This is a genomic window from Variovorax boronicumulans, assembly GCF_019352895.1.
GTDB lineage: Bacteria > Pseudomonadota > Gammaproteobacteria > Burkholderiales > Burkholderiaceae_C > Variovorax > Variovorax boronicumulans_A.
The window spans coordinates 601322-620380 of record NZ_JAAAFX010000007.1 but is presented as its reverse complement, the minus strand read 5'-3'; the positions used below and the strand labels follow the sequence as shown (position 1 = coordinate 620380).

At 68.8% G+C, this 19059-nt stretch carries 18 protein-coding genes; 7 read left to right on the top strand and 11 right to left on the bottom strand.

What is annotated here, in order from left to right:
* Window positions 1-44: 44 nt before the first annotated feature.
* The gene (gene pyk / locus K0H49_RS17845; protein WP_183025262.1) at window positions 45-1493 is read right to left on the bottom strand and encodes a pyruvate kinase; all 1449 of its coding nucleotides are present in this window, start codon (window positions 1491-1493) and stop codon (window positions 45-47) included.
* Between the two features lie 184 nt (window positions 1494-1677).
* Here pyk and K0H49_RS17840 point away from each other — a divergent pair, with 184 nt between their 5' ends.
* A complete protein-coding gene (locus K0H49_RS17840; protein ID WP_219215258.1) occupies window positions 1678-2787 on the top strand; it encodes a fatty acid desaturase in 1110 nt (369 codons plus the stop codon).
* 61 nt (window positions 2788-2848) lie between these two features.
* Here the strand turns inward: K0H49_RS17840 and K0H49_RS17835 are convergent, their stop codons facing one another.
* From K0H49_RS17835 to def, 6 genes are all read right to left on the bottom strand, one after another.
* Window positions 2849-4042 carry a phosphoglycerate kinase gene (locus tag K0H49_RS17835; protein WP_219215256.1) on the bottom strand — a complete coding sequence of 398 codons (1194 nt, stop codon included), beginning with the start codon at window positions 4040-4042 and terminating at the stop codon, window positions 2849-2851.
* Window positions 4043-4141: 99 nt separating this feature from the next.
* Window positions 4142-4480, bottom strand: a complete 339-nt coding sequence (locus K0H49_RS17830) for an AzlD domain-containing protein (RefSeq protein ID WP_219215253.1) — start codon at window positions 4478-4480, stop codon at window positions 4142-4144.
* A complete protein-coding gene (locus tag K0H49_RS17825) occupies window positions 4477-5214 on the bottom strand; it encodes an AzlC family ABC transporter permease (RefSeq protein WP_219215251.1) in 738 nt (245 codons plus the stop codon). Before K0H49_RS17825 ends, K0H49_RS17830 begins: the two co-directional genes overlap by 4 nt.
* Complete coding sequence (gene fmt / locus K0H49_RS17820) at window positions 5214-6164, bottom strand: methionyl-tRNA formyltransferase (RefSeq protein ID WP_219215529.1); 951 nt, start codon at window positions 6162-6164, stop codon at window positions 5214-5216. Before fmt ends, K0H49_RS17825 begins: the two co-directional genes overlap by 1 nt.
* Before the next feature lie 17 nt (window positions 6165-6181).
* The gene (locus K0H49_RS17815; protein WP_219215249.1) at window positions 6182-6682 is read right to left on the bottom strand and encodes a hypothetical protein; all 501 of its coding nucleotides are present in this window, start codon (window positions 6680-6682) and stop codon (window positions 6182-6184) included.
* Window positions 6679-7212 carry a peptide deformylase gene (gene def / locus K0H49_RS17810; RefSeq protein WP_219215246.1) on the bottom strand — a complete coding sequence of 178 codons (534 nt, stop codon included), beginning with the start codon at window positions 7210-7212 and terminating at the stop codon, window positions 6679-6681. The genes K0H49_RS17815 and def overlap by 4 nt, the downstream gene beginning before the upstream one ends.
* Window positions 7213-7374: 162 nt before the next feature.
* Here def and K0H49_RS17805 point away from each other — a divergent pair, with 162 nt between their 5' ends.
* The 3 genes from K0H49_RS17805 to K0H49_RS17795 are packed head-to-tail and all read left to right on the top strand — an operon-like array spanning window position 7375 to window position 10329.
* Entirely contained in the window at window positions 7375-8586 is a 1212-nt protein-coding gene (locus K0H49_RS17805) for a LysM peptidoglycan-binding domain-containing protein (RefSeq protein ID WP_219215244.1), read from the top strand.
* A 22-nt stretch (window positions 8587-8608) separates the two neighbouring features.
* On the top strand, window positions 8609-9757 hold the full coding sequence (dprA, locus tag K0H49_RS17800; protein ID WP_219215241.1) for a DNA-processing protein DprA: 1149 nt from the start codon (window positions 8609-8611) through the stop codon (window positions 9755-9757).
* 56 nt (window positions 9758-9813) lie between these two features.
* The gene (locus K0H49_RS17795) at window positions 9814-10329 is read left to right on the top strand and encodes a DUF494 family protein (protein WP_219215240.1); all 516 of its coding nucleotides are present in this window, start codon (window positions 9814-9816) and stop codon (window positions 10327-10329) included.
* Between the two features lie 18 nt (window positions 10330-10347).
* Here K0H49_RS17795 and K0H49_RS17790 read toward each other — a convergent pair whose 3' ends face one another.
* From K0H49_RS17790 to yajC, 4 genes are all read right to left on the bottom strand, one after another.
* On the bottom strand, window positions 10348-12726 hold the full coding sequence (locus K0H49_RS17790; protein ID WP_219215238.1) for a DUF1631 family protein: 2379 nt from the start codon (window positions 12724-12726) through the stop codon (window positions 10348-10350).
* A 136-nt stretch (window positions 12727-12862) separates the two neighbouring features.
* Complete coding sequence (gene secF, locus K0H49_RS17785) at window positions 12863-13816, bottom strand: protein translocase subunit SecF (protein WP_219215235.1); 954 nt, start codon at window positions 13814-13816, stop codon at window positions 12863-12865.
* A 12-nt stretch (window positions 13817-13828) separates the two neighbouring features.
* The gene (secD, locus tag K0H49_RS17780) at window positions 13829-15712 is read right to left on the bottom strand and encodes a protein translocase subunit SecD (protein WP_219215232.1); all 1884 of its coding nucleotides are present in this window, start codon (window positions 15710-15712) and stop codon (window positions 13829-13831) included.
* A 94-nt stretch (window positions 15713-15806) separates the two neighbouring features.
* The gene (yajC, locus tag K0H49_RS17775; protein WP_183025275.1) at window positions 15807-16136 is read right to left on the bottom strand and encodes a preprotein translocase subunit YajC; all 330 of its coding nucleotides are present in this window, start codon (window positions 16134-16136) and stop codon (window positions 15807-15809) included.
* A gap of 595 nt (window positions 16137-16731) precedes the next feature.
* On the opposite strand from yajC, the gene K0H49_RS17770 reads away from it, so the two are divergent.
* The 3 genes from K0H49_RS17770 (at window position 16732) to K0H49_RS17760 (ending at window position 19054) form a co-directional block, all read left to right on the top strand.
* Window positions 16732-17589 (top strand): ferritin-like domain-containing protein, encoded by an 858-nt coding sequence (locus K0H49_RS17770; RefSeq protein ID WP_219215230.1) that lies wholly within the window; start codon window positions 16732-16734, stop codon window positions 17587-17589.
* Between the two features lie 55 nt (window positions 17590-17644).
* Window positions 17645-18526: an RNA polymerase sigma-70 factor gene (locus tag K0H49_RS17765; protein WP_219215228.1), complete on the top strand. Its 882-nt coding sequence runs from the start codon at window positions 17645-17647 to the stop codon at window positions 18524-18526.
* A gap of 69 nt (window positions 18527-18595) precedes the next feature.
* Entirely contained in the window at window positions 18596-19054 is a 459-nt protein-coding gene (locus tag K0H49_RS17760; RefSeq protein ID WP_219215225.1) for a carboxymuconolactone decarboxylase family protein, read from the top strand.
* The last annotated feature ends 5 nt before the right edge of the window (window positions 19055-19059 follow it).

Below are 19059 nucleotides of genomic sequence, written 5' to 3'. Positions count from 1 at the left end.
GTTGGAATGCGATGCCGCCGGCGGAACGCCGCCCCCTGCTCGCCTCAGGAGGCCCGGCAGATCTTCAGCATGTTGGTGCCACCCGGCGCGCCCATGGGCTCGCCGCAGGTGATGGCGTAGACGTCGCCACTCTGCACGATGCCGCGCTTCTTCAGGTGGGCCTCGGCCTGCTCGAGCGCGGTGTCGCGGTCGGTCTGCGAGTCCATCAAGAGCGGGCGCACGTTGCGGAACAGCGCCATCTTGCGCTGCGTCGACAGGCGCGAGGTCAGCGCATAGACCGGGATGTGGGCCGAATGGCGGCTCATCCACAGCGGCGTCGAGCCCGACTCGGTCAGCGCCACGATGGCCTTGGCGCCCAGGTGGTGGGCGGTGAACAGCGCGCCCATGGCGATGGCCTGGTCGATGCGGGCGTAGGTGTGGCCGCTGAAGTCGGTGTCGCGCGCCGTGTCCTCGGCCTGCTCGGCGGCTTCGCAGATGCGGCTCATCTCCTGCACGGTGGCCAGCGGATAGCGGCCCGAGGCGGTCTCGGCGCTCAGCATCACGGCGTCGGTGCCGTCGAGCACCGCGTTGGCCACGTCGCTCACCTCGGCGCGCGTGGGCACCGGGTTGGTGATCATCGACTCCATCATCTGGGTCGCGGTGATGACCACGCGGTCCATCTCGCGCGCCATGCGGATCATCTTCTTCTGCAGCGCCGGCACCGCCGCGTTGCCCACTTCCACGGCCAGGTCGCCACGGGCCACCATGATGCCGTCGCTGGCGCGCAGGATCTCTTCCAGGTTGGGGATCGCTTCGACGCGCTCGATCTTGGCGATCATGCCCGGCCGGTGGCCGAACTCGGCGGCCGCCACGTTGCACAGCTGGCGTGCCATTTCCATGTCGGTCGCGTTCTTGGGGAAGCTCACGGCCACGTAGTCGGCCTGGAAGCTCATCGCGGTCTTGATGTCCTCCATGTCCTTGGCGGTCAGCGCCGGGGCCGTGAGGCCGCCGCCCTGCTTGTTGATGCCCTTGTTGTTCGACAGCTCGCCGCCCAGCACCACGGTGGTGTGCACGGCCTGGCCGCGGACCAGGTCGACCTTGAGCACGATCAGCCCGTCGTTGAGCAGCAGGCGGTCGCCGGCCTTCACGTCGCGCGGCAGGTCCTTGTAGTCGAGGCCGACGGCGTCGACGTCGCCCAGCTCGGTGCGCGAGGCGTCGAGCACGAACTTGGCGTCGGGCTCGAGCCAGATCTTGCCCTGGGCAAACTTGCCCACGCGGATCTTCGGACCCTGCAGGTCGGCCATGATCGCCACCTCGCGGCCGGCGCGGCGCGCGGCCTCGCGCACCATGGCGGCACGGTCGATGTGGTCCTGGGCGATGCCATGGCTGAAGTTCAGCCGTACCACGCTGACCTTGTAGTGGATCAGCTGCTCGATCAGCTCGAGCGTGTTCGATGCCGGACCGAGGGTCGCGACGATCTTGGTGGCATGGCGGGGAAGTCGGGTGGTGTCCACGGGGTTGCGTCTCCTGGGGGTATTCGGGCTTTTGGCACAATTCTCACATGCGGGGATGACCTCGCGCGATATGACACGGTTGCCAAGACAACCCTGAGGCTGCTTGATCTCGGTCATATCCCCTTCCGATGAATACGCTACGGTGCAGGATTGCGCCGTCGTCCTTCCTCCTTTTGCCCGTCTTATGCAGAGCCCATCTGATCCCGTTGTCACGCCCTTGCCGCCGGAAGCGCCGCTGCCGCACCGCAAGATCATCCGTTCCTGGCTGATCCCCATCTCGCAGCGCACCACCGTGCGCGCGCTGGTGATGCTCGCCATCGACTACCTGCTGTTCGGCGCGCTGCTGACCGGCACGGTGCTGCTCAAGCCGATCTGGCTCAAGCTGCTGGCCGCGCTGCTGGCGGGCTTCGTGATCGGGCGGCTGTTCATCATCGGCCACGACGGCTGCCACCAGAGCCTGACGCCGCACCGGCGCCTGAACAAGTGGCTGGGCCGGATCGCCTTCCTGCCCTCCCTCACGGCCTACAGCCTCTGGGACATGGGCCACAACGTGGTGCACCACGGCTTCACCAACCTCAAGGGCGTGGACTTCGTCTGGGCGCCGCTCACGCAGGACGAGTACCGCGCGCTGTCGCCGGTGCGCCGCGGGCTCGAGCGCATCTACCGCAGCGGCTGGGGCCCGGGGCTGTACTACATGATCGAGATCTGGTGGAAGAAGATGATGTTCCCGCGCCGCTCGGTGATGGGCAACAGCTACCGCCCGATCTTCGGCAAGGACTGCGCCCTGGTGACCGGCTTCGCCGCGCTCTGGATCGCGGCCCTCACGGCCGCCGCGCTGGCCACCGGCCAGTCGGTGCTGCTGGCGCTGCTGATCGGCTTCGTGGTGCCGATGGCCTTCTGGTTCAACATGATGGGCTTCGTGATCTACGGCCACCACACGCACGTCAAGGTGCAGTGGCACGACGAGAAGGCCGCCTGGCAGCGCGCCCAGCCCTTCGTCTCGACCACCGTGCACCTGACCTTCCCGATGCAGGTCGGCGCGATGATGCACCACATCATGGAGCACACCGCGCACCACGTGGACATGAGCATCCCGCTGTACAAGCTCAAGGAAGCGCAGAAGATGCTCGAGCACCTGCTGCCCGAGCGGATCATCATCCAGCCCTTCTCCTGGAAGTGGTACTTCTCGACCGCGCGCGCCTGCAAGCTCTACGACTTCTCGCGCCAGTGCTGGACCGACTTCCAGGGCCGCGCCACCAGCGCGATGCGCGCACCGATGCCGGCCGCGGCCTGATCCGCAGCGCCCCATTGAAAAAGCCCGCAATCGCGGGCTTTTTCGTTGGCACCGGGGTCGATCAGCCGGCCGCGCGTTTGGTCAGGATCTCGAAGGCCGGCAGGGTCTTGCCCTCGAGGATCTCGAGGAAGGCACCGCCGCCGGTCGAGATGTAGCCCACGTCCTTCTCGATGCCGTACTTGGCGATCGCGGCCAGCGTGTCGCCGCCGCCGGCGATCGAGAAGGCCTTGCTGTCGGCGATGGCGCGGGCGATGGCCTCGGTGCCGTGCGAGAAGGCCTCGAACTCGAACACGCCCACCGGGCCGTTCCAGACGATGGTGCCGGCCTCGCGCAGCTGCGCGGCCAGCAGCTCGGCGGTCTTGGGGCCGATGTCCAGGATCAGGTCGTCCTCGGCCACCGCATCGGCGGCCTTGACGGTGGCCGGCGCATCGGCCGCGAAGGTCTTGGCCGTCACCACGTCGACCGGGATCGGCACCGCGGCGCCGCGCGCGCGCATGGCCTCGATCACGGCCGTGGCCTGGTCCAGCAGGTCGGGCTCGGCCAGCGACTTGCCGATCGACAGGCCCGCGGCCAGCATGAAGGTGTTGGCGATGCCGCCGCCGACGATCAGCTGGTCGACCTTCTCGGCCAGGCTCTTGAGGATGGTCAGCTTGGTGCTGACCTTGGAGCCGGCCACGATCGCCACCAGCGGGCGGGCGGGCTGGGCCAGCGCCTTGGTGATGGCGTCGATCTCGGCCGCCAGCAGCGGGCCGGCCGAGGCGATCTTCGCAAACTGGGCGATGCCGTAGGTGGTGGCTTCGGCGCGGTGGGCGGTGCCGAAGGCGTCGTTCACGTAGATGTCGCACAGCGCGGCCATCTTCTTCGCGAGCGTCTCGTCGTTCTTCTTCTCGCCCTTGTTGACGCGGCAGTTCTCGAGCAGCACGACCTGGCCCGGCTGCACCTCGACGCCGTCGACCCAGTCGGCCACCAGGCGCACTTCGCGGCCCAGCAGTTCGCTCAGGCGCTCGGCCACGGGGGCGAGCGAGTCCTCGGGCTTGAACGCCCCCTCGGTCGGGCGGCCCAGGTGCGAGGTCACCATCACCGCGGCGCCGGCGTCGAGCGCCAGCTGGATGCAGGGCACCGAGGCGCGCACCCGCGTGTCTTCGGTGATGCGGCCGGTGTCGTCCTGCGGGACGTTGAGGTCGGCACGGATGAAGACGCGCTGGCCGGCAACCTTGCCTTGTGCACAGAGATCGGTGAAGCGGATGACGTTCATGGCGGGAGAGGAAGTGAGGAAAGAGGGAAGGCGGGGGGCTTCGGCCATTGTAGTTTTGGCCGTTTCGCGCGGGGGCGCAGGGCCGCGCCCCGCGCGACCCTACCAGCCCAGGCCCAGGTGCAGCGGCAGGTAGACGGCCATGCCGACCACCATGGTGCCCAGCACGCCGCCGCGCCAGAAGTAGTAGCCGGCGCCGGCCAGCGCGGCGTAGAGGCGGGCTTCCTGCCAGGTGCTCACCAGGTGGCCCTGGCTCATCACGATCTCGGGGATGACCACCGCCGACAGCGCGGCGATGGGCGCGTAGTGCAGCGCGCGGTGCGCCCATTCGGGCAGGCCCCAGGGCCGGTCGAGGATGAAGAAGAAGCAGCGCGTGAGCACCGTCACGCCGGCCAGGCCGAGGATCACCACCAGGGTCCAGGGATCGGTGTCGCCGCTCATCGATCAGCCTCCGCGGGGTTGCGCACGAACTGCTTCTCGAGCCAGAAGCACAGCAGCACCGCGACCCCGATGCCGGTCACGATGTTGAGCTTGAGGGGCAGCGCATAGGCCGCCACGGCCGTGGCGCCGGCGATCAGCGCCGACAGCACGCGCAGCCGCGTGGTCGCCATCGAACACAGGATGCCGACCAGGCTCAGCACGCCCGCGAAGCCCAGGCCCCAGGCCTGCGGGATGAAGTTGGCCAGCGCGATGCCGACCGCGCTCATGCCCATCCAGGCGCACCAGGTGATGAAGTAGCCGCCGGTCAGGTAGGCCTCCTGTGCGTGCTGCTCGGCTTCGTTGGCCGGCGGCACCGGGTAGCGGTGGGTAAAGACCGCGTAGCTCAGGTCGGCCGTGAGGTAGCCGTGCAGCATGCGGCGCCAGCGCGGCATGTGCATCAGGTAGGGCCGCAGGTGCAGGCTGAACACCACGAAGCGCAGGTTCACGCAGAAGCCCGTGGCCAGCACCACCCAGGCCGGCGCGCCGGCCACCAGCAGCGGGATCGCCGCCAGTTGCGAACTGCCGGCATAGACCAGCAGCGTCATCGCCACGGCCTCGAACACGCTCATGCCCGACTTGACCATGGCCACGCCGGTCATCAGGCCCCAGGCGCCGATGCCCAGCGCCATCGGCGCCATGGTGACGACGCCTTCGCGGAAGGTGGGACGGCCGCGAACCGCTGCGCTCAGGAACATCAGCCGAACACCTGGCCGGGCTTGACGTCGAAGCCGTGCAGGAAGTCGGCTGCGGGCAGGCGCTTGCCGCCGGGGCGCTGCAGCTCGGTCAGGCGGACCGATCCGCCGTGCACGGCCACGTCGATGCCCGCAGGCGACACGGCGAGCACCGTGCCCGGGGCCTCGGCCGCACCGCCGCTCTGCACCTCGGCCGACCAGCACTTGACGGCCACGCCGTCGAGCACGCTGCTGGCGCCGGGAAAGGGGTCGAAGGCGCGCACGCGGCGCACCAGCGTCGGGGCGTCCTGCTGCCAGTCGATGGCCGCCTCGTGCTTCTCGATCTTGTGGGCGTAGGTCACGCCTTCGGCAGGCTGGGCCACCGGTTGCAGCGTGCCGGCCTCGGCCTGGCGCAGTGCGTCGACGATCAGCCGGCCGCCCATGGCCGCCAACTTGTCGTGCAGGCGCGCCGTGCTGTCGTCGCCGATGGGCAGCGACTCGCGCAGCAGCATCGCGCCGGTGTCCAGGCCCGCGTCCATCTGCATGATGGTGACGCCGGTCTCGGTGTCGCCGGCCTCAATGGCGCGATGGATCGGCGCGGCGCCGCGCCAGCGCGGCAGCAGGCTCGCATGGATGTTGAGGCAACCCAGCCGGGGCGCGTCGAGCACCCATTGCGGCAGGATCAGGCCGTAGGCCGCGACCACCAGCACGTCGAGTTCGGCCGCCAGGAGGGTGTCGCGCGCCGCGGCGGCCTCGTCGGGGTACTTGCCGTCGAGTCGCAGGCTGCGCGGCTGCGCCACGGGCCAGCCGTGCTGCAGCGCGAACTGCTTGACCGGCGAGGCCTGCAGCTTCATGCCGCGGCCGGCCGGGCGATCGGGCTGGCTCAGCACCAGGCGGATGTCGAAACCGGCGCCGTGCAGGGTTTCCAGGGCGACACGGGCGAATTCGGGCGTGCCGGCAAAGCCGATCTTCAGACTCAAGGGGAAACCTCTCACCAGCGCACGTCGTCGCGCATCACGTCATCGGCGGTGTGGTAGCGCACCACCTCGCCGGTCGGGTCGATGTAGATGTGCAGCAGGCGCGGCGCATTCATCGACTTGAAGCGCCAGGTCCAGACCACGCCGTCGAAGGAACCCACGCGCGCGACCTCGTAGGGCCGGCCGTAGGTGCGCAGCACGTCGGCCTCGCGCCAGCGGCCTGCCTGGATGGTGCGGTCGAACAGCGCCTCCTGCAGTTCCTGGCGGGTCGACACGACCTGGCCCTGCGCGTCGACGTCGACGTTGTTCACTTCGTAGCCCATCGGGCCGCGCGAGTACTGGAGCCGCTCGCCGCCGCCAGGCAGCGGATAGACCGCGGTCGGGGTGCCCAGCCGCTGCAGGGCGTCGGCGCGCGTGACGCCCAGCGGCAGCCGGGTGGGCTCGCTGGCGCAGCCGGCCAGGACCAGCGCCGCCAGCGCGGCACAGGCCAGGGACGGGCGCCAGTTCGCGCTCACCGTCGGGCGTCCTGCGCGGCGTCGCGCTCTTCTTCGCGCTGCTGCTTGAGCAGCTTGCTCTTGATGCGGTTGCGCTTGAGCGGCGACAGGTATTCGACGAAGACCTTGCCCAGCAGGTGATCGAGCTCGTGCTGGATGCACACGGCCAGCAGGCCGTCGGCCTCGATGGTGTGCGGCTTGCCGTCGGCATCGAGGGCGTTCACCCGCACCGAGGTCGAACGCATCACGCCGTCGTAGATGCCGGGCACCGAGAGGCAGCCTTCTTCGTTGAGCACCTTCTCGTCGCTGGCCCAGACGATCTCTGGGTTGATCAGCACCAGGGGCGCGTCGTGCTCCTCGGACACGTCGATGACGACCACGCGCTGGTGCACGTCGACCTGGGTCGCGGCCAGGCCGATGCCCTTGGCGTCGTACATGGTCTCGAGCATGTCGGTGACCAGCTCGCGGGTCTGCGCGTCGATGCCTTGCACCGGCTTGGCCACCGTGTGCAGGCGCGGGTCGGGAAAGCTCAGGATGGTTCTTTTGGACATGAAATCGGCAGGAAATTGTGGCTATTTTCGCCAATTCCGGAGGGCCCCGGCGGCGCCTGAAGCGATAAGCGTTGCCCTATCAAGGGCTTCAGCGCAAAATTCGTAGCAAATTGTGAGGATTCGTACGCCCGGTGCGGCCTCTGCGTGGACATCGATTCAATCATGAAAAAAACCTGCCTCCCTCGCCAGCGTTCGACCGTCCTCACCGCGCTGGCGACCGTGGCTGCACTCGGTTTCGGCATCGGTGCCGCAGCCCAGAACTACCCCGTCACCCCTCAGCAGCGCGCCACGGCCCAGCAGGCTGCGCAGACCGGCGTCCCGCTCAGCGAACTGGCACCCGGCGCGCCCGACGAATACACCGTCAAGTCCGGCGACACGCTCTGGGCGATCTCACGGCTCTATCTGCGCAGTCCCTGGCGCTGGCCCGAGCTCTGGGGCATGAACCTCGACGACATCGCCAACCCGCACCGGATCTACCCGGGGCAGGTGCTGTACCTCGACAAGACCGGCGGCCGCGCGCGCCTGAGCACCCGGCGCGGTACGGGCGGCACGGGCGATGGCGGCACGATCAAGCTGTCGCCGCGCACGCGCTCCGAGTCGCTCTCCGGCCTGGCGCTGCCCACGCTCAACCCGAGCCTGATCGAACCCTTCCTCAGCGAACCGATCGTGGTCGACGAAGGCACGCTGCTGGCCGCGCCGCGCATCGTCGCGGGCAACGACAGCCGCGTGCTGCTGGCCCGCGGCGACCGCGCCTATGCCCGCGGCGAGCCGAATGCGCCGCTGGTCGACACGGGCGGACCGCTCAGGACCTACCGCGTGTTCCGCAACGCGACGCCGCTCAAGGACCCCGGCACCGGCGAGATCCTGGGTTACGAGGCGCAGTACCTGGGCAAGGCCCAGCTGCAACGCGGCGAGTCGGTCGCCCAATCGCTGGAAGACGGCAAGCCCGTGACGACCGTGGTCCCGGCCACCGTCGACATCGTCGCGGCACGCGAGGAAATCCGCGCCGGCGACCGGCTGCTGCCCGAGCCCGCGCGCCAGCTGCTGAGCTACGTGCCGCGCGCACCGGCACAGGCCTTCGACGGCCGCATCGTCTCGGTCTACGGCAACGCGGTGCAGTTCGCGGCCCAGAACCAGGTCGTCGCGATCAACAAGGGCTTGCGCGACGGCATCGAGAACGGCCACGTGCTGGCCATCCTCAAGAACGGCGAGACCATCGTCGACCGCACCGGCGGCGCCAAGGAAACCCTCAAGCTGCCCAACGAACGCATCGGCCTGCTGATGGTGTTCCGGCCCTTCGAGAAGGTCTCGTACGCGCTGGTGCTCGAGATCAACGACACGCCGCGCGTGGGCGACCTGCTGGTCAACCCCTGAGGCTTTCGCGCGGGCCGTCAGCGTGGAACGTGACGAACTCGCCGACTGGCTGCGGCTCGCGCTGACGCCGGGCATCGGCGACGGCACGGCGCGCCGGCTGCTCGCCGCCTTCGGGCTGCCGGGCGCCGTGTTCACGCAATCACCCGCCGCACTGCGCGACGTCGTCACGCCAGCCCAGGCCAGCGCGCTGCAGGCCGCGCCAGCGGGCCTCGACGCACAGCTCGCCAGGACCTGGGACTGGCTGCATACCCCCGAGCCCGAAGGCGCGGTGCGGCGGCTGGTGACGCTGGGCGATCCGGGCTATCCCGCCGCCCTGCTCGAGACGGCCGACCCGCCGCTGATGCTCTACCTGCTGGGCGCTCCGGCCTTCGACCTGACGCAACTGGCGCGCAGCGTGGCCATCGTCGGCAGCCGCAACCCCACGCCGCAGGGCGAACTGAATGCCCGGGCCTTCGCCCGCGCCTTGGGCGATGCCGGCGTCGTGGTGGTGTCGGGCCTGGCGCTGGGCGTCGACGGCGCCGCCCACCAGGGCGCGCTGGACGCGGCGGAGGCGGCAAGGGGCGGCCCCCGGCTCGCGACGGTGGCGGTGGTCGGCACCGGCCTCGACCGCGTCTACCCGGCGCGGCACCGCACGCTGGCCCACCGCATCGCGTCGAACGGCCTGATCGTCAGCGAGTTCGCGCTCGGCACGCCACCGCTGCACCCGAACTTCCCCAAGCGCAACCGCATCATCGCGGGGCTTTCACGCGGCACGCTGGTGATCGAGGCGGCACTGCAATCGGGCTCGCTGATCACCGCCCGGCTGGCGGTGGAGCAGGGCCGCGAGGTGTTCGCGATCCCGGGCTCGATCCATTCGCCGCAGTCGCGCGGCTGCCATGCGCTGATCCGGCAGGGGGCCAAGCTGGTCGAATCGGTGCAGGACGTGCTCGAGGAATTGCGCTTCGACGACACCGCCCCAGCCACCTCCCGCGCGAATGCAGAAGAAGGCCCGGACCGCGCCGACATCGCATTGCTGCAGGCGATCGGCTTCGATCCGGTGGGCCTCGACGCCCTGTGCGCACGCACCGGCCATGGCGCCGCCGCGCTGCAGGGCCTGCTGCTGGAACTCGAACTCGGCGGGCGCGTGGCGCGCCTGCCGGGCGGCCTGTTCCAGCGCGTCGCACAAGGCTGAGCGCACGGCGCGCATCGCCGCGCCTGCGCAACGGTGCAGTGGGCTATATTGAGCCCATGTTTGAAGTGCTTGTGTTCGTCTACGAAAACTACTGGCGCGGCAACGCGTGCCCCGAACCCGAGCAACTGGGCCGCAAGCTCAGCGCCCACGGTTTCGAGGACGAGGAAATCCGCGCCGCACTGCAATGGCTCGACGAACTGAGCTTCGCGACCCAGGGCGTTCCCCTGGAACGCAACGCCGACGCGTCGAGCGCGACGGTCCTCGCGCGCACCGCCGGCGAGGCCGCGCTGGCACCGTCTGCCGACGCGATGCGCATCTACTCCGCAGCCGAACAGGATCACCTGGGCGCGGAGTGCCTGGGCTTCGTCCATTTCCTCGAAGCGGCCGGCGTGCTCCACGGCGGCCTGCGCGAGATCGTGATCGAGCGCGCCATGGCGACCTCGGGCCAGCCGGTGGCGCTCGAGGAACTCAAGATCATCGTGCTGATGGTGCACTGGAGCACCGGCATCGAGCCCGATGCGCTGGTGCTCGACGAGCTGTGCGACGGTCGCCGGGACCGCATCGCGCATTGATGCGCCGCGGCGCGGCCCTCAGTTGAGCAGGCGCTCGGGGTTCGCATCCAGCTTGGCCAGCGCCTCGCGCGTGGCGCGCACGGTGAGCGTCTCCTCCTCGGCGGGCACCAGCAGGCCGGCCTGCAGGTAGGACGCCAGCCGACCGGCCTGGATCAGGAAGCTGCGGCCGTCGGCCGAGGCGAACAGATGCAGCTGCTTGCGCTCGCTGCGCCAGACGAACTGCACCTGGCTCGCCCGGTTGTTGTGGTCGAGCATGAACCAGTTGCCGACCTGCAGCTCGTGCGCCCACTGCAGCATGTCGTCGTCGATCTTCGCGCCGCGGGTGTCGGGCACGACCTCGATCGAGGCGGCGTCCACGCCCAGCAGCAGCTCGATGCTGGCGGCGTCCAGCGCCAGCTCGGCCGTGCCTTCGTCGCTCACGAAATCCTCGAGGTTGGCCAGCCTGGAGGCCATCGCCTCGATCTTGGCCTGGGGAATGGCCTCGGTCTTCGAGAGGAAAGCGTCGGACAGCGTCACGCCGATGGTCTTGATCTGCGCTTCCTGCGGCTCGCCGACGATGCCCAGCAGCGCCATGCCGGAGCGCAGCCGCTGCAGCAGCTTGGGCAGGTCCTGGATCACGCGGGTGCGGTCGTTGCGGTTGGGCTTGGCGCTGGCGGCCCAGACCAGTTCGGAGGCCGCGCGCTTGAGCGTGACGGTCTGCTCGTCCTGCGCGCCGTACTTGAGCGCGGCGATGGCCAGCACCTCGGCCCAGATCTTGAACAGGAACTCGCGGATCTCCTCGCGCACCGGCATGTCGTTGAGCATCTTGCGCAACTCGATGGTGTACTGGATCGCCATCGTCTCCTTCTGCTCGACCTGCTGCGCCACGCTCATCACGCGCTGCGTGCTGTCGCTCTGCGTCAGGTACTTGTTGAGGAAGGCGACGAATTCGTCGAACACCAGCTTGAACACGCGCTGGCCGGTCTCGGGGTACTGCTCGATGACCTGCACCACGCGGCGGATCTCGCCCTCGAGCGCGCTGCCGGAGATGGCGGCCGCGTCGAAGCCCATCACCACCGAGCCCATGCGGTCGATCAGCATGCGTGCAGGGTGCTGCAAGGTGCCGAAGAACTCGGGCTCGGCGATCGCCACGCGCAGCACCGGCATCTGCAGGCGCGCGAACCAGACGCGCGCCGAGAAGGGAATGCGCTCCTCGGCCAGGATGGCCTGGAACATCAGCGCGACGATCTCCACCGTGGCCTTGTCGGCCGTGGTCGGCGCCCGGCGCTTGAGTTCGCTGGTGCGGCGGCGCAGGTCGGCCGCGCTGTGCTGGAGCGCGACGGCCTCGTCGCCGACCACGTACTGCGACGATGCCAGCTGGTACGCCGCACCGGCATCGGAGATCGCGGCGGCGAAGCCGCCCGGCACGCCCGCGCCGGCACCGGCGCCCGCCACGCTGCGCATGAACCCGCCTTCGCCACCGACGCCGCCGGTGGCGCGTGGGCTCATGTCGCCGCCGATGCGTGCCGAGACGAAACGCTTGAGGTTGAGCAGCACGCCCTGGGCACGCTGACGGGCCATGGACAGCGGCGACCCGCCGGTCGCGACCAGGGTGTCGGTCGACATGCCGCCCGTGCCCGCCATGCCCATCGAATGCATGGCGCCCATCGCGCCGGCACCGCCGGCCTGGTAGCCCATGCTCTCGGGCGCCATCGGCCGGCCCGCGCCGGAGGCGCCGCCACCCAGCGGCATCACCCCGGAATTGCCACCCCCGGTGCGCCGCACGAAACTCTTGAGGTCGATTTCCGGCATCACGCCCTGGCGGACCAGGTGGCTGTTGGCGTCGGCGTAGGCCTTGGCCGTGGCTTCGAGCACGGCGCGCTCGATCACGTCCTGCACGCGGGTCCAGAGCACGCGCGTGAGCCCGGTGGCCAGCCACTGCTCGACCAGCACACGGGCCAGCGCCTCGGGCCGCAGCACGTCCCTCGCGCCGAGTTCCTCGGTGCCGTCCAGATGCTGGATGCGCAGGCGCAGGTCGTTGATCTCGAAGTTGGACTTGCCCTGCACCGCCTGGGCCAGCCGGGACGAGAGGATCTGGGTCTCGACCACGTCGTCGTCCATCAGCGCCAGATTCGACATCGAATGGGTGTCCACACCGACGGCCGTCACCTCCTGCGCGTTGCGCCAGGCCTCCTGGGCCTGGGTCACCCAGCGGCCGCCCAGCGACTGGAAGGCCAGAAAATCGTCGCGCCAGTCCTGCATGTCACGCGCATTGCCCATCTGGGCCGCCGAAGCCGCCAGCCGGTCGCGGATCGTCTGCGCCAAGGGCTCGAACAGCGCCTGCGTCGCGGCGATGAAGCGCTGGCGCGTCTCGCGTGCGAGTTGCTGGGACAGGGCCTGGGGACGCGCGGTGCTCATGGGAGGGTTTCAGGACAGCAAGAGGACATCATCGGACCCTGCGAGCTTGCCCGGGTCGGGCCGGACGCACAAGGGTATCCGATGCGCCCCAACCCGAAGCCCCAAGGCCCCGCATCATGTCTTCGGGCCTGAAGGCTCAGACCGTGGCGCCGGCATTGGGATCGTCCGGGTCGCCTTCGTGCTTGACGGGGGTCTTGACCAGGTCTTCGCGCTTGATGCCCAGCCACATGGCGATGGCCGCAGCCACGAAGCACGACGAGTAGATGCCGAAGCAGATGCCGATGGTCAGGGCCAGCGCGAAGTAGTGCAGCGTCGGTCCGCCGAAGAAGAACATCGAGAGCACCACCAGCTGCGTCGAGCCATGGGTGATGATGGTCCGGCTGATGGTCGAGGTGATCGCGTTGTCGATGGTCTCGACCGTGCTCAGCTTGCGGTAGCGGCGGAAGTTCTCTCGGATCCGGTCGAAGATCACCACCGACTCGTTGACCGAGTAGCCCAGCACCGCCAGCACCGCCGCCAGCACCGCCAGCGAGAACTCCCACTGGAAGAAGGCGAAGAAGCCCAGGATGATCACCACGTCGTGCAGGTTGGCCAGCACGGTCGACAGGGCGAACTTCCACTCGAAGCGGAAGGCCAGGTAGATCATGATGCCGATCACCACCATGCCCAGCGCCTTGAGGCCGTTGGTGGTGAGTTCCTCGCCGACCTGCGGGCCGACGAACTCGTTGCCGCGCAGCACGGCGGTCGGCTCGACGGCCTTGAGCGCGTCCATCACCTGGGCGCTCTGCTGCGCCGAGGTCTGGCCCTTCTGGACCGGCAGGCGGATCTGCACGTCGCGCGAGGTGCCGTAGTTCTGCACCTGCACGTCGGCGTAGCCGAGCTTGCCGATGGTCTCGCGCACCTTGCCGACGTCGACCGACTGCTGGTAGGCGACCTCCATCACGGTGCCGCCGGTGAACTCCACCGACAGGTGCAGCCCGCGGTGGAACAGGAAGAACACCGCCAGCAGGAAGGTCGCGATGGAAATCAGGTTCAGCACCTTGGCATGGCGCATGAACGGGATGGTCTTGTGGATGCGGAAGAACTCCATGGCATCGATCCTTTAGTTGGCTTCGACCGGGGTCGTGCCGTCGGTCTTGGGGCGCCAGACGGTGCCGATCGAGACGCTCTTGAGCTTCTTCTTGCCGCCGTACCAGAAATTCACCAGGCCGCGCGAGAAGAACACCGCGGAGAACATCGAGGTCACGATGCCGATGCAGTGCACCACCGCGAAGCCGCGCACCGGGCCCGACCCGAAGGCCAGCAGCGCGATGCCCGCGATCAGCGTGGTCACGTTGGAGTCCAGGATGGTGCCCCAGGCACGGTCGTAGCCGGCGTGGATCGCGGCCTGCGGCGAGGCGCCGGCGCGCAGTTCCTCGCGGATGCGCTCGTTGATCAGCACGTTGGAGTCGATTGCCACGCCGATGGCCAGCGCCATGGCGGCAATGCCCGGCAGCGTGAGCGTGGCCTGCAGCATCGACAGGATCGAGATCAGCAGCAGCAGGTTGACCGCCAGCGCGATCGACGAGAACACGCCGAACAGCGCGTAGTACAGGCACATGAACACCATGATGGCCAGGAAGCCATACATCACGCTCTTGAAGCCCTTGTCGATGTTGTCGGCGCCCAGGCTCGGGCCGATGGTGCGTTCCTGGATGATCTCCATGGGCGCGGCCAGCGAGCCGGCACGCAGCAGCAGCGCGAGGTCGTTGGCCTCGACCACGTTCATCGAGCCGGAAATCTGGAAGCGGTTGCCCAGCTCGCCGTTGATCGACGGCGCGGTGAGCACTTCGCCCTTGCCCTTCTCGAAGATCAGCATCGCCATGCGCTTGCGGTAGTTGTCGCGGCTCACGTCGCGCATGATCCGGCCGCCCTTGGCGTCCATCGTCAGGTCGACCTTGGGCTGCTGCGTCTGCGAGTCGAAGCCGGGCTGGGCGTCGGTCAGGTTCTCGCCGGTGACCAGCACCTGCTTCTTGACGATGACCGGGCGGCCTTCACGGTCGAGGAAACGCTCGGAGCCGAAGGGCACCGGGCCGGTGCCGAGTTCGGCGGCGCGGCCTTCGGTGGTCTCGTCGACCATGCGCATCTCGAGCGTCGCGGTGCGGCCCAGGATGTCCTTGGCCTTGGCCGTGTCCTGCACGCCCGGCAGCTGGACCACGATGCGGTCCAGGCCCTGCTGCTGGATCACCGGCTCGGCCACGCCGAGTTCGTTGATCCGGTTGTGCAGCGTGGTGATGTTCTGCTTGAGCGCCGCGTCCTGCAGCCGGCGCGCGGCCTCGGGCTTGATGGAAGCGGTCAGCTTCCACTCGGTGCCGTCCTGGCTGTCGACCGTCGAGAGGTCGGCGAACTGGTCCTGCACCAGGCGCTTGGCGGCGTCGAGGCTGGCCGCGTCGCGGAAACGCACTTCGATCGACTGACCGTTGCGGTTGACCGCGCTGCCGCGGATGCCCTTGTCGCGCAGGGCGGTGCGCAGGTCGCCGGCGAAGGACTCGGCCTTCTTGTCGATCGCGCCCTTCATGTCCACCTGCAGCAGGAAGTCGACACCGCCACGCAGGTCGAGGCCCAGGTACATGGGGAAGGCATGCAGCGCGGTGAGCCAGGTCGGCGAACGCGAGACCAGGTTGAGCGCGACCACGTAGGACGGGTCGGCCGCATCGGGCACCAGCGCGCGCTGGAGCACGTCGCGGGCCTTGAGCTGGTCGTCGGTGCTGAGGAAACGGGCGCGCACCGAGGTGGCGTCCAGCGTCATCACGTCCGGCGTGAGGCCGCCGGCCCGGAGGGCCTCGGTCACGCGGGTCTGCGTGGCCGCGTCGACCTTGACGGTGGCCTTGGCTGCGGACACCTGCACGGCCGGCGCCTCGCCGAAGAAATTGGGCAGGGCGTAGATCAGCCCCACCAGCAGCACGACCACCAGGATCGCGTACTTCCAGACCGGGTAACGGTTCATATGAAAAGAGATTCAGCGTTGGGCGTTGCGCGCGAACCGGACGGACCGGAGAGAAAGGAGCACCGGGCGCTCGGCGCCCGGCGTCCGGCCTCGATTACTTGATCGCGCCCTTGGGCAGCACCTGGACCACCGCCGAGCGCTGGACCTTGATCTCGACGCCGTTGGCGATCTCGAGGCCGAGGTATTGCTCGCCCAGCGAGGTGATGCGGCCGAGCACGCCGCCAGCGGTGGCGACTTCGTCGCCCTTGGCCAGCGCCTCGATCATGGCGCGGGCTTCCTTCTGGCGCTTCATCTGGGGCCGGATCATGACGAAATACAGCACCACGAACATCAGCACCAGGGGCAGCATGCTGCCGAGCGAGGACAACATGTCGCCGCCCGCGGCTGCGGGTGCGGTCTGAGCGAAAGCAGAGGAAATGAACAAGAGAGTCTCCAGCAGAAGAGCGGGTGGGAGCGCGCCGCCGGGGCGGCGCTGCCGTGGCCACGGATTGCAGCCATGGGGCGCGGCAGGGGCCGCGCAGCACCCGGCATTGTATTCGGCGCGCTGACGCAGGGGGCGGGGTGTTATCCGGGGCGGGATCGGGGATTTTGCGGCCTCCGCCGCCGCCAGCCGCGGCGTGGCGACACGCCGCCGGCCCGGCAGGGAATACAAAAATGTTGCGAGGCGCCCCGACGCGAAGGAGGGAGGAGGAGGGAGGAGGAGGGTCGCCCCGGGATTTCAGCCAGACAGATGCCTGGAAGGCCTCGCAACATAAAAACATTTGTCATCGCTCGATCACGATGAGATGCATTTATGAGCGCGCCGGCGCCGGGCCGGTTCCCTCGGCAAGGGGGCCAGATTGTCACCAATTGCTTCATCCAGCCCGCGCGACCTTCACCCTCCGACGCGGAGGGTGGATGCGCTCATTGCGCGGCAAAGCCGCTTAGGCTGGCGGCACCGCCGCGCGAAACGCCGCCCGACCGGGCACGCGGCCATTGCCTGCGCACCCCTAGAATCCGCCGGCCCACGAAGGACGCACATGCTCTATCCCGAACTGTTCAGACAACTCGAATCCGTCCGCTGGGACATGGACCGCGACATCCCGTGGCAATCCTTCGAGGGCACCAAGCTGTCCGACGAGCAGGCTCAGACCATCAAGATGAACGCCATCACCGAGTGGGCGGCGCTGCCGGCCACCGAGATGTTCCTGCGCGACAACCGGCACGACAGCGATTTCTCCGCCTTCATGTCGATCTGGTTCTTCGAGGAGCAGAAGCATTCGCTGGTGCTGATGGAATACCTCAAGCGCTTCAGCCCCCAGCACGCGCCGACCGAGCAGGAACTGCACGACATCCGCTTCGACTTCGATCCGGCGCCGCCGCTGGAGACGCTGATGCTGCATTTCTGCGGCGAGATCCGGCTCAACCACTGGTACCGCCGCGCGGCCGAGTGGCACACCGAGCCGGTGATCAAGCACATCTACACCACGCTGAGCCAGGACGAGGCGCGCCACGGCGGCGCCTACCTGCGCTACATGAAGCGCGCCATGGAGAAGTTCGGCGACGAGGCGCGTGCCGCCTTCACCAAGGTCGGCGTGCTGATGGCCAGCGCGCGCCGCACGGCCCAGGCGCTGCACCCGACCAACCTGCACGTGAGCAAGGCGCTGTTCCCCAACGACACCATCCAGAGCCGCATGCCCGACCCGGACTGGCTCGAGCACTGGCTGGACCACCAGATCAAGTTTGACGCGGTCTGGGAGAACAAGGTCGGCGAGCGCATCCTGCACAACCTGAGCCTGCTGATGAACCGCAGCTTCAAGACAGTGCAGGACCTCAACCGCTACCGCAAGGAACTGGCCACCTCGCTCGGCCCGAAGCCCGAATACCAGGGCGCCTGAGGCCCATGCGCTGCGCGGGTTGTCACACCGACCCGCACCCGTTCGTCTGAGCGGCATGGACGACGCCACCCTCACCTTCGACCGCCTGCGCCCCCGGCTGCAGGGCATCGCCTACCGCATGCTGGGCTCGCGGGCTGAGGCCGAGGACGTGGTGCAGGACGCCTGGCTGCGCTGGAACGCCGCCGTGCACGAGACGCTCGACAGCGCCGAGGCCTGGCTGGTCACCGTGACCACGCGGCTGGCCATCGACCGGCTGCGCGCGGCCAAGCTGCAGCGCATCCACTACGTGGGCACCTGGCTGCCCGAACCGCTGATCGAAGACGGCCCGCCCACGCCCGAGCAGCTGCTCGAACGCGCCGACGACCTCTCGATGGCCTTCCTCACGCTGCTCGAGCGGCTGGCGCCCGAGGCACGGGCCGCCTTCCTGCTGCGCGAGGTCTTCGACGCCGACTACGGCGAGATCGCCCACACGCTGGGCAAGAGCGAGGCCGCCTGCCGGCAGCTGGTGCACCGGGCCCGGACCCAGGTGCGCGAAGGCGAGCGCCCGCGCCAGGCCGTGACGCGCGACACCCACCTGCGGCTGCTGCGTGGCTTTGCCGAGGCGGCGCAGAAGGGCGACCTGCACGGCCTCAAGGCGCTGCTGGCCGAGGACGTGGCGATCATCGGGGACGGCGGCGGCAAGGTGCCGTCCTTCGGCAAGCCCATGGTCGGCGCCCAGCGCGTGGCGCAGATCTATTTCGCCGTCGCGCGCCGTTTCCCGGGCGCGGTGCGCGTCGAGATCGCCGAGGTCAACGGCGCGCCGGGGCTGGTGCGCTACGTCGATGGCGTGCTCGAGTCGGTGCAGGGCATCGAGTGGGACGGCGAACGCATCGTGCGCATCCATGCCCAGCGCAATCCCGACAAGTTGGCGCACGTCGCCGCGACTTTCGGCCCTTGAGTGTCACAGGCGCCGCGGCCGGCGCGTCTTATGGGGGTATCCAGTGACTTTCATACAAGGAAACCCGTCATGAACACCCCCCGCCTCAGCTGGTTCAAGATCGCGCCCAAGGCCTACCAGGCCATGCTCGGCGTCAATGGCGCACTGGCCGGCCACACGCTGGGCCAGCGCCTGTTCGAGATCGTCCAGACCCGCGTCTCGCAGCTCAACGGCTGCGCCTTCTGCCTCGACATGCACGTGCGCGACCTGCGCAAGCTCGAAGTCGACTGGCAGCACATCAACAGCATCGCGACCTGGCGCGAGGTCGGCTTCTATGACGCGCGCGAACGCGCCGCGCTCAACTGGGCCGAGAGCCTGACCCGCCTGGCCGAGCACCACGGCGACCGCGATGCCGACTTCGCGCAGCTGCAGGCGGTGTTCAGCGACGCCGAGATCGTCGACCTGACGGTGGCGATCGCGCAGATCAACGCCTGGAACCGGCTCGGCGTAGGCATGCGCCTGCCGGTGGCCGAGAAGACCATCGCCTGAGAAAA

Coding starts and splice junctions, on each gene's coding strand:
- K0H49_RS17840 (WP_219215258.1), top strand. CDS start 1,678: ATGCAGAGCCCATCTGATCCCGTTGTCACGCCCTTGCCGCCGGAAGCG.
- K0H49_RS17835 (WP_219215256.1), bottom strand. CDS start 4,042: ATGAACGTCATCCGCTTCACCGATCTCTGTGCACAAGGCAAGGTTGCC.
- K0H49_RS17830 (WP_219215253.1), bottom strand. CDS start 4,480: ATGAGCGGCGACACCGATCCCTGGACCCTGGTGGTGATCCTCGGCCTG.
- K0H49_RS17825 (WP_219215251.1), bottom strand. CDS start 5,214: ATGTTCCTGAGCGCAGCGGTTCGCGGCCGTCCCACCTTCCGCGAAGGC.
- def (WP_219215246.1), bottom strand. CDS start 7,212: ATGTCCAAAAGAACCATCCTGAGCTTTCCCGACCCGCGCCTGCACACG.
- K0H49_RS17805 (WP_219215244.1), top strand. CDS start 7,375: ATGAAAAAAACCTGCCTCCCTCGCCAGCGTTCGACCGTCCTCACCGCG.
- K0H49_RS17795 (WP_219215240.1), top strand. CDS start 9,814: ATGTTTGAAGTGCTTGTGTTCGTCTACGAAAACTACTGGCGCGGCAAC.
- K0H49_RS17790 (WP_219215238.1), bottom strand. CDS start 12,726: ATGAGCACCGCGCGTCCCCAGGCCCTGTCCCAGCAACTCGCACGCGAG.
- secF (WP_219215235.1), bottom strand. CDS start 13,816: ATGGAGTTCTTCCGCATCCACAAGACCATCCCGTTCATGCGCCATGCC.
- secD (WP_219215232.1), bottom strand. CDS start 15,712: ATGAACCGTTACCCGGTCTGGAAGTACGCGATCCTGGTGGTCGTGCTG.
- K0H49_RS17770 (WP_219215230.1), top strand. CDS start 16,732: ATGCTCTATCCCGAACTGTTCAGACAACTCGAATCCGTCCGCTGGGAC.
- K0H49_RS17765 (WP_219215228.1), top strand. CDS start 17,645: ATGGACGACGCCACCCTCACCTTCGACCGCCTGCGCCCCCGGCTGCAG.
- K0H49_RS17760 (WP_219215225.1), top strand. CDS start 18,596: ATGAACACCCCCCGCCTCAGCTGGTTCAAGATCGCGCCCAAGGCCTAC.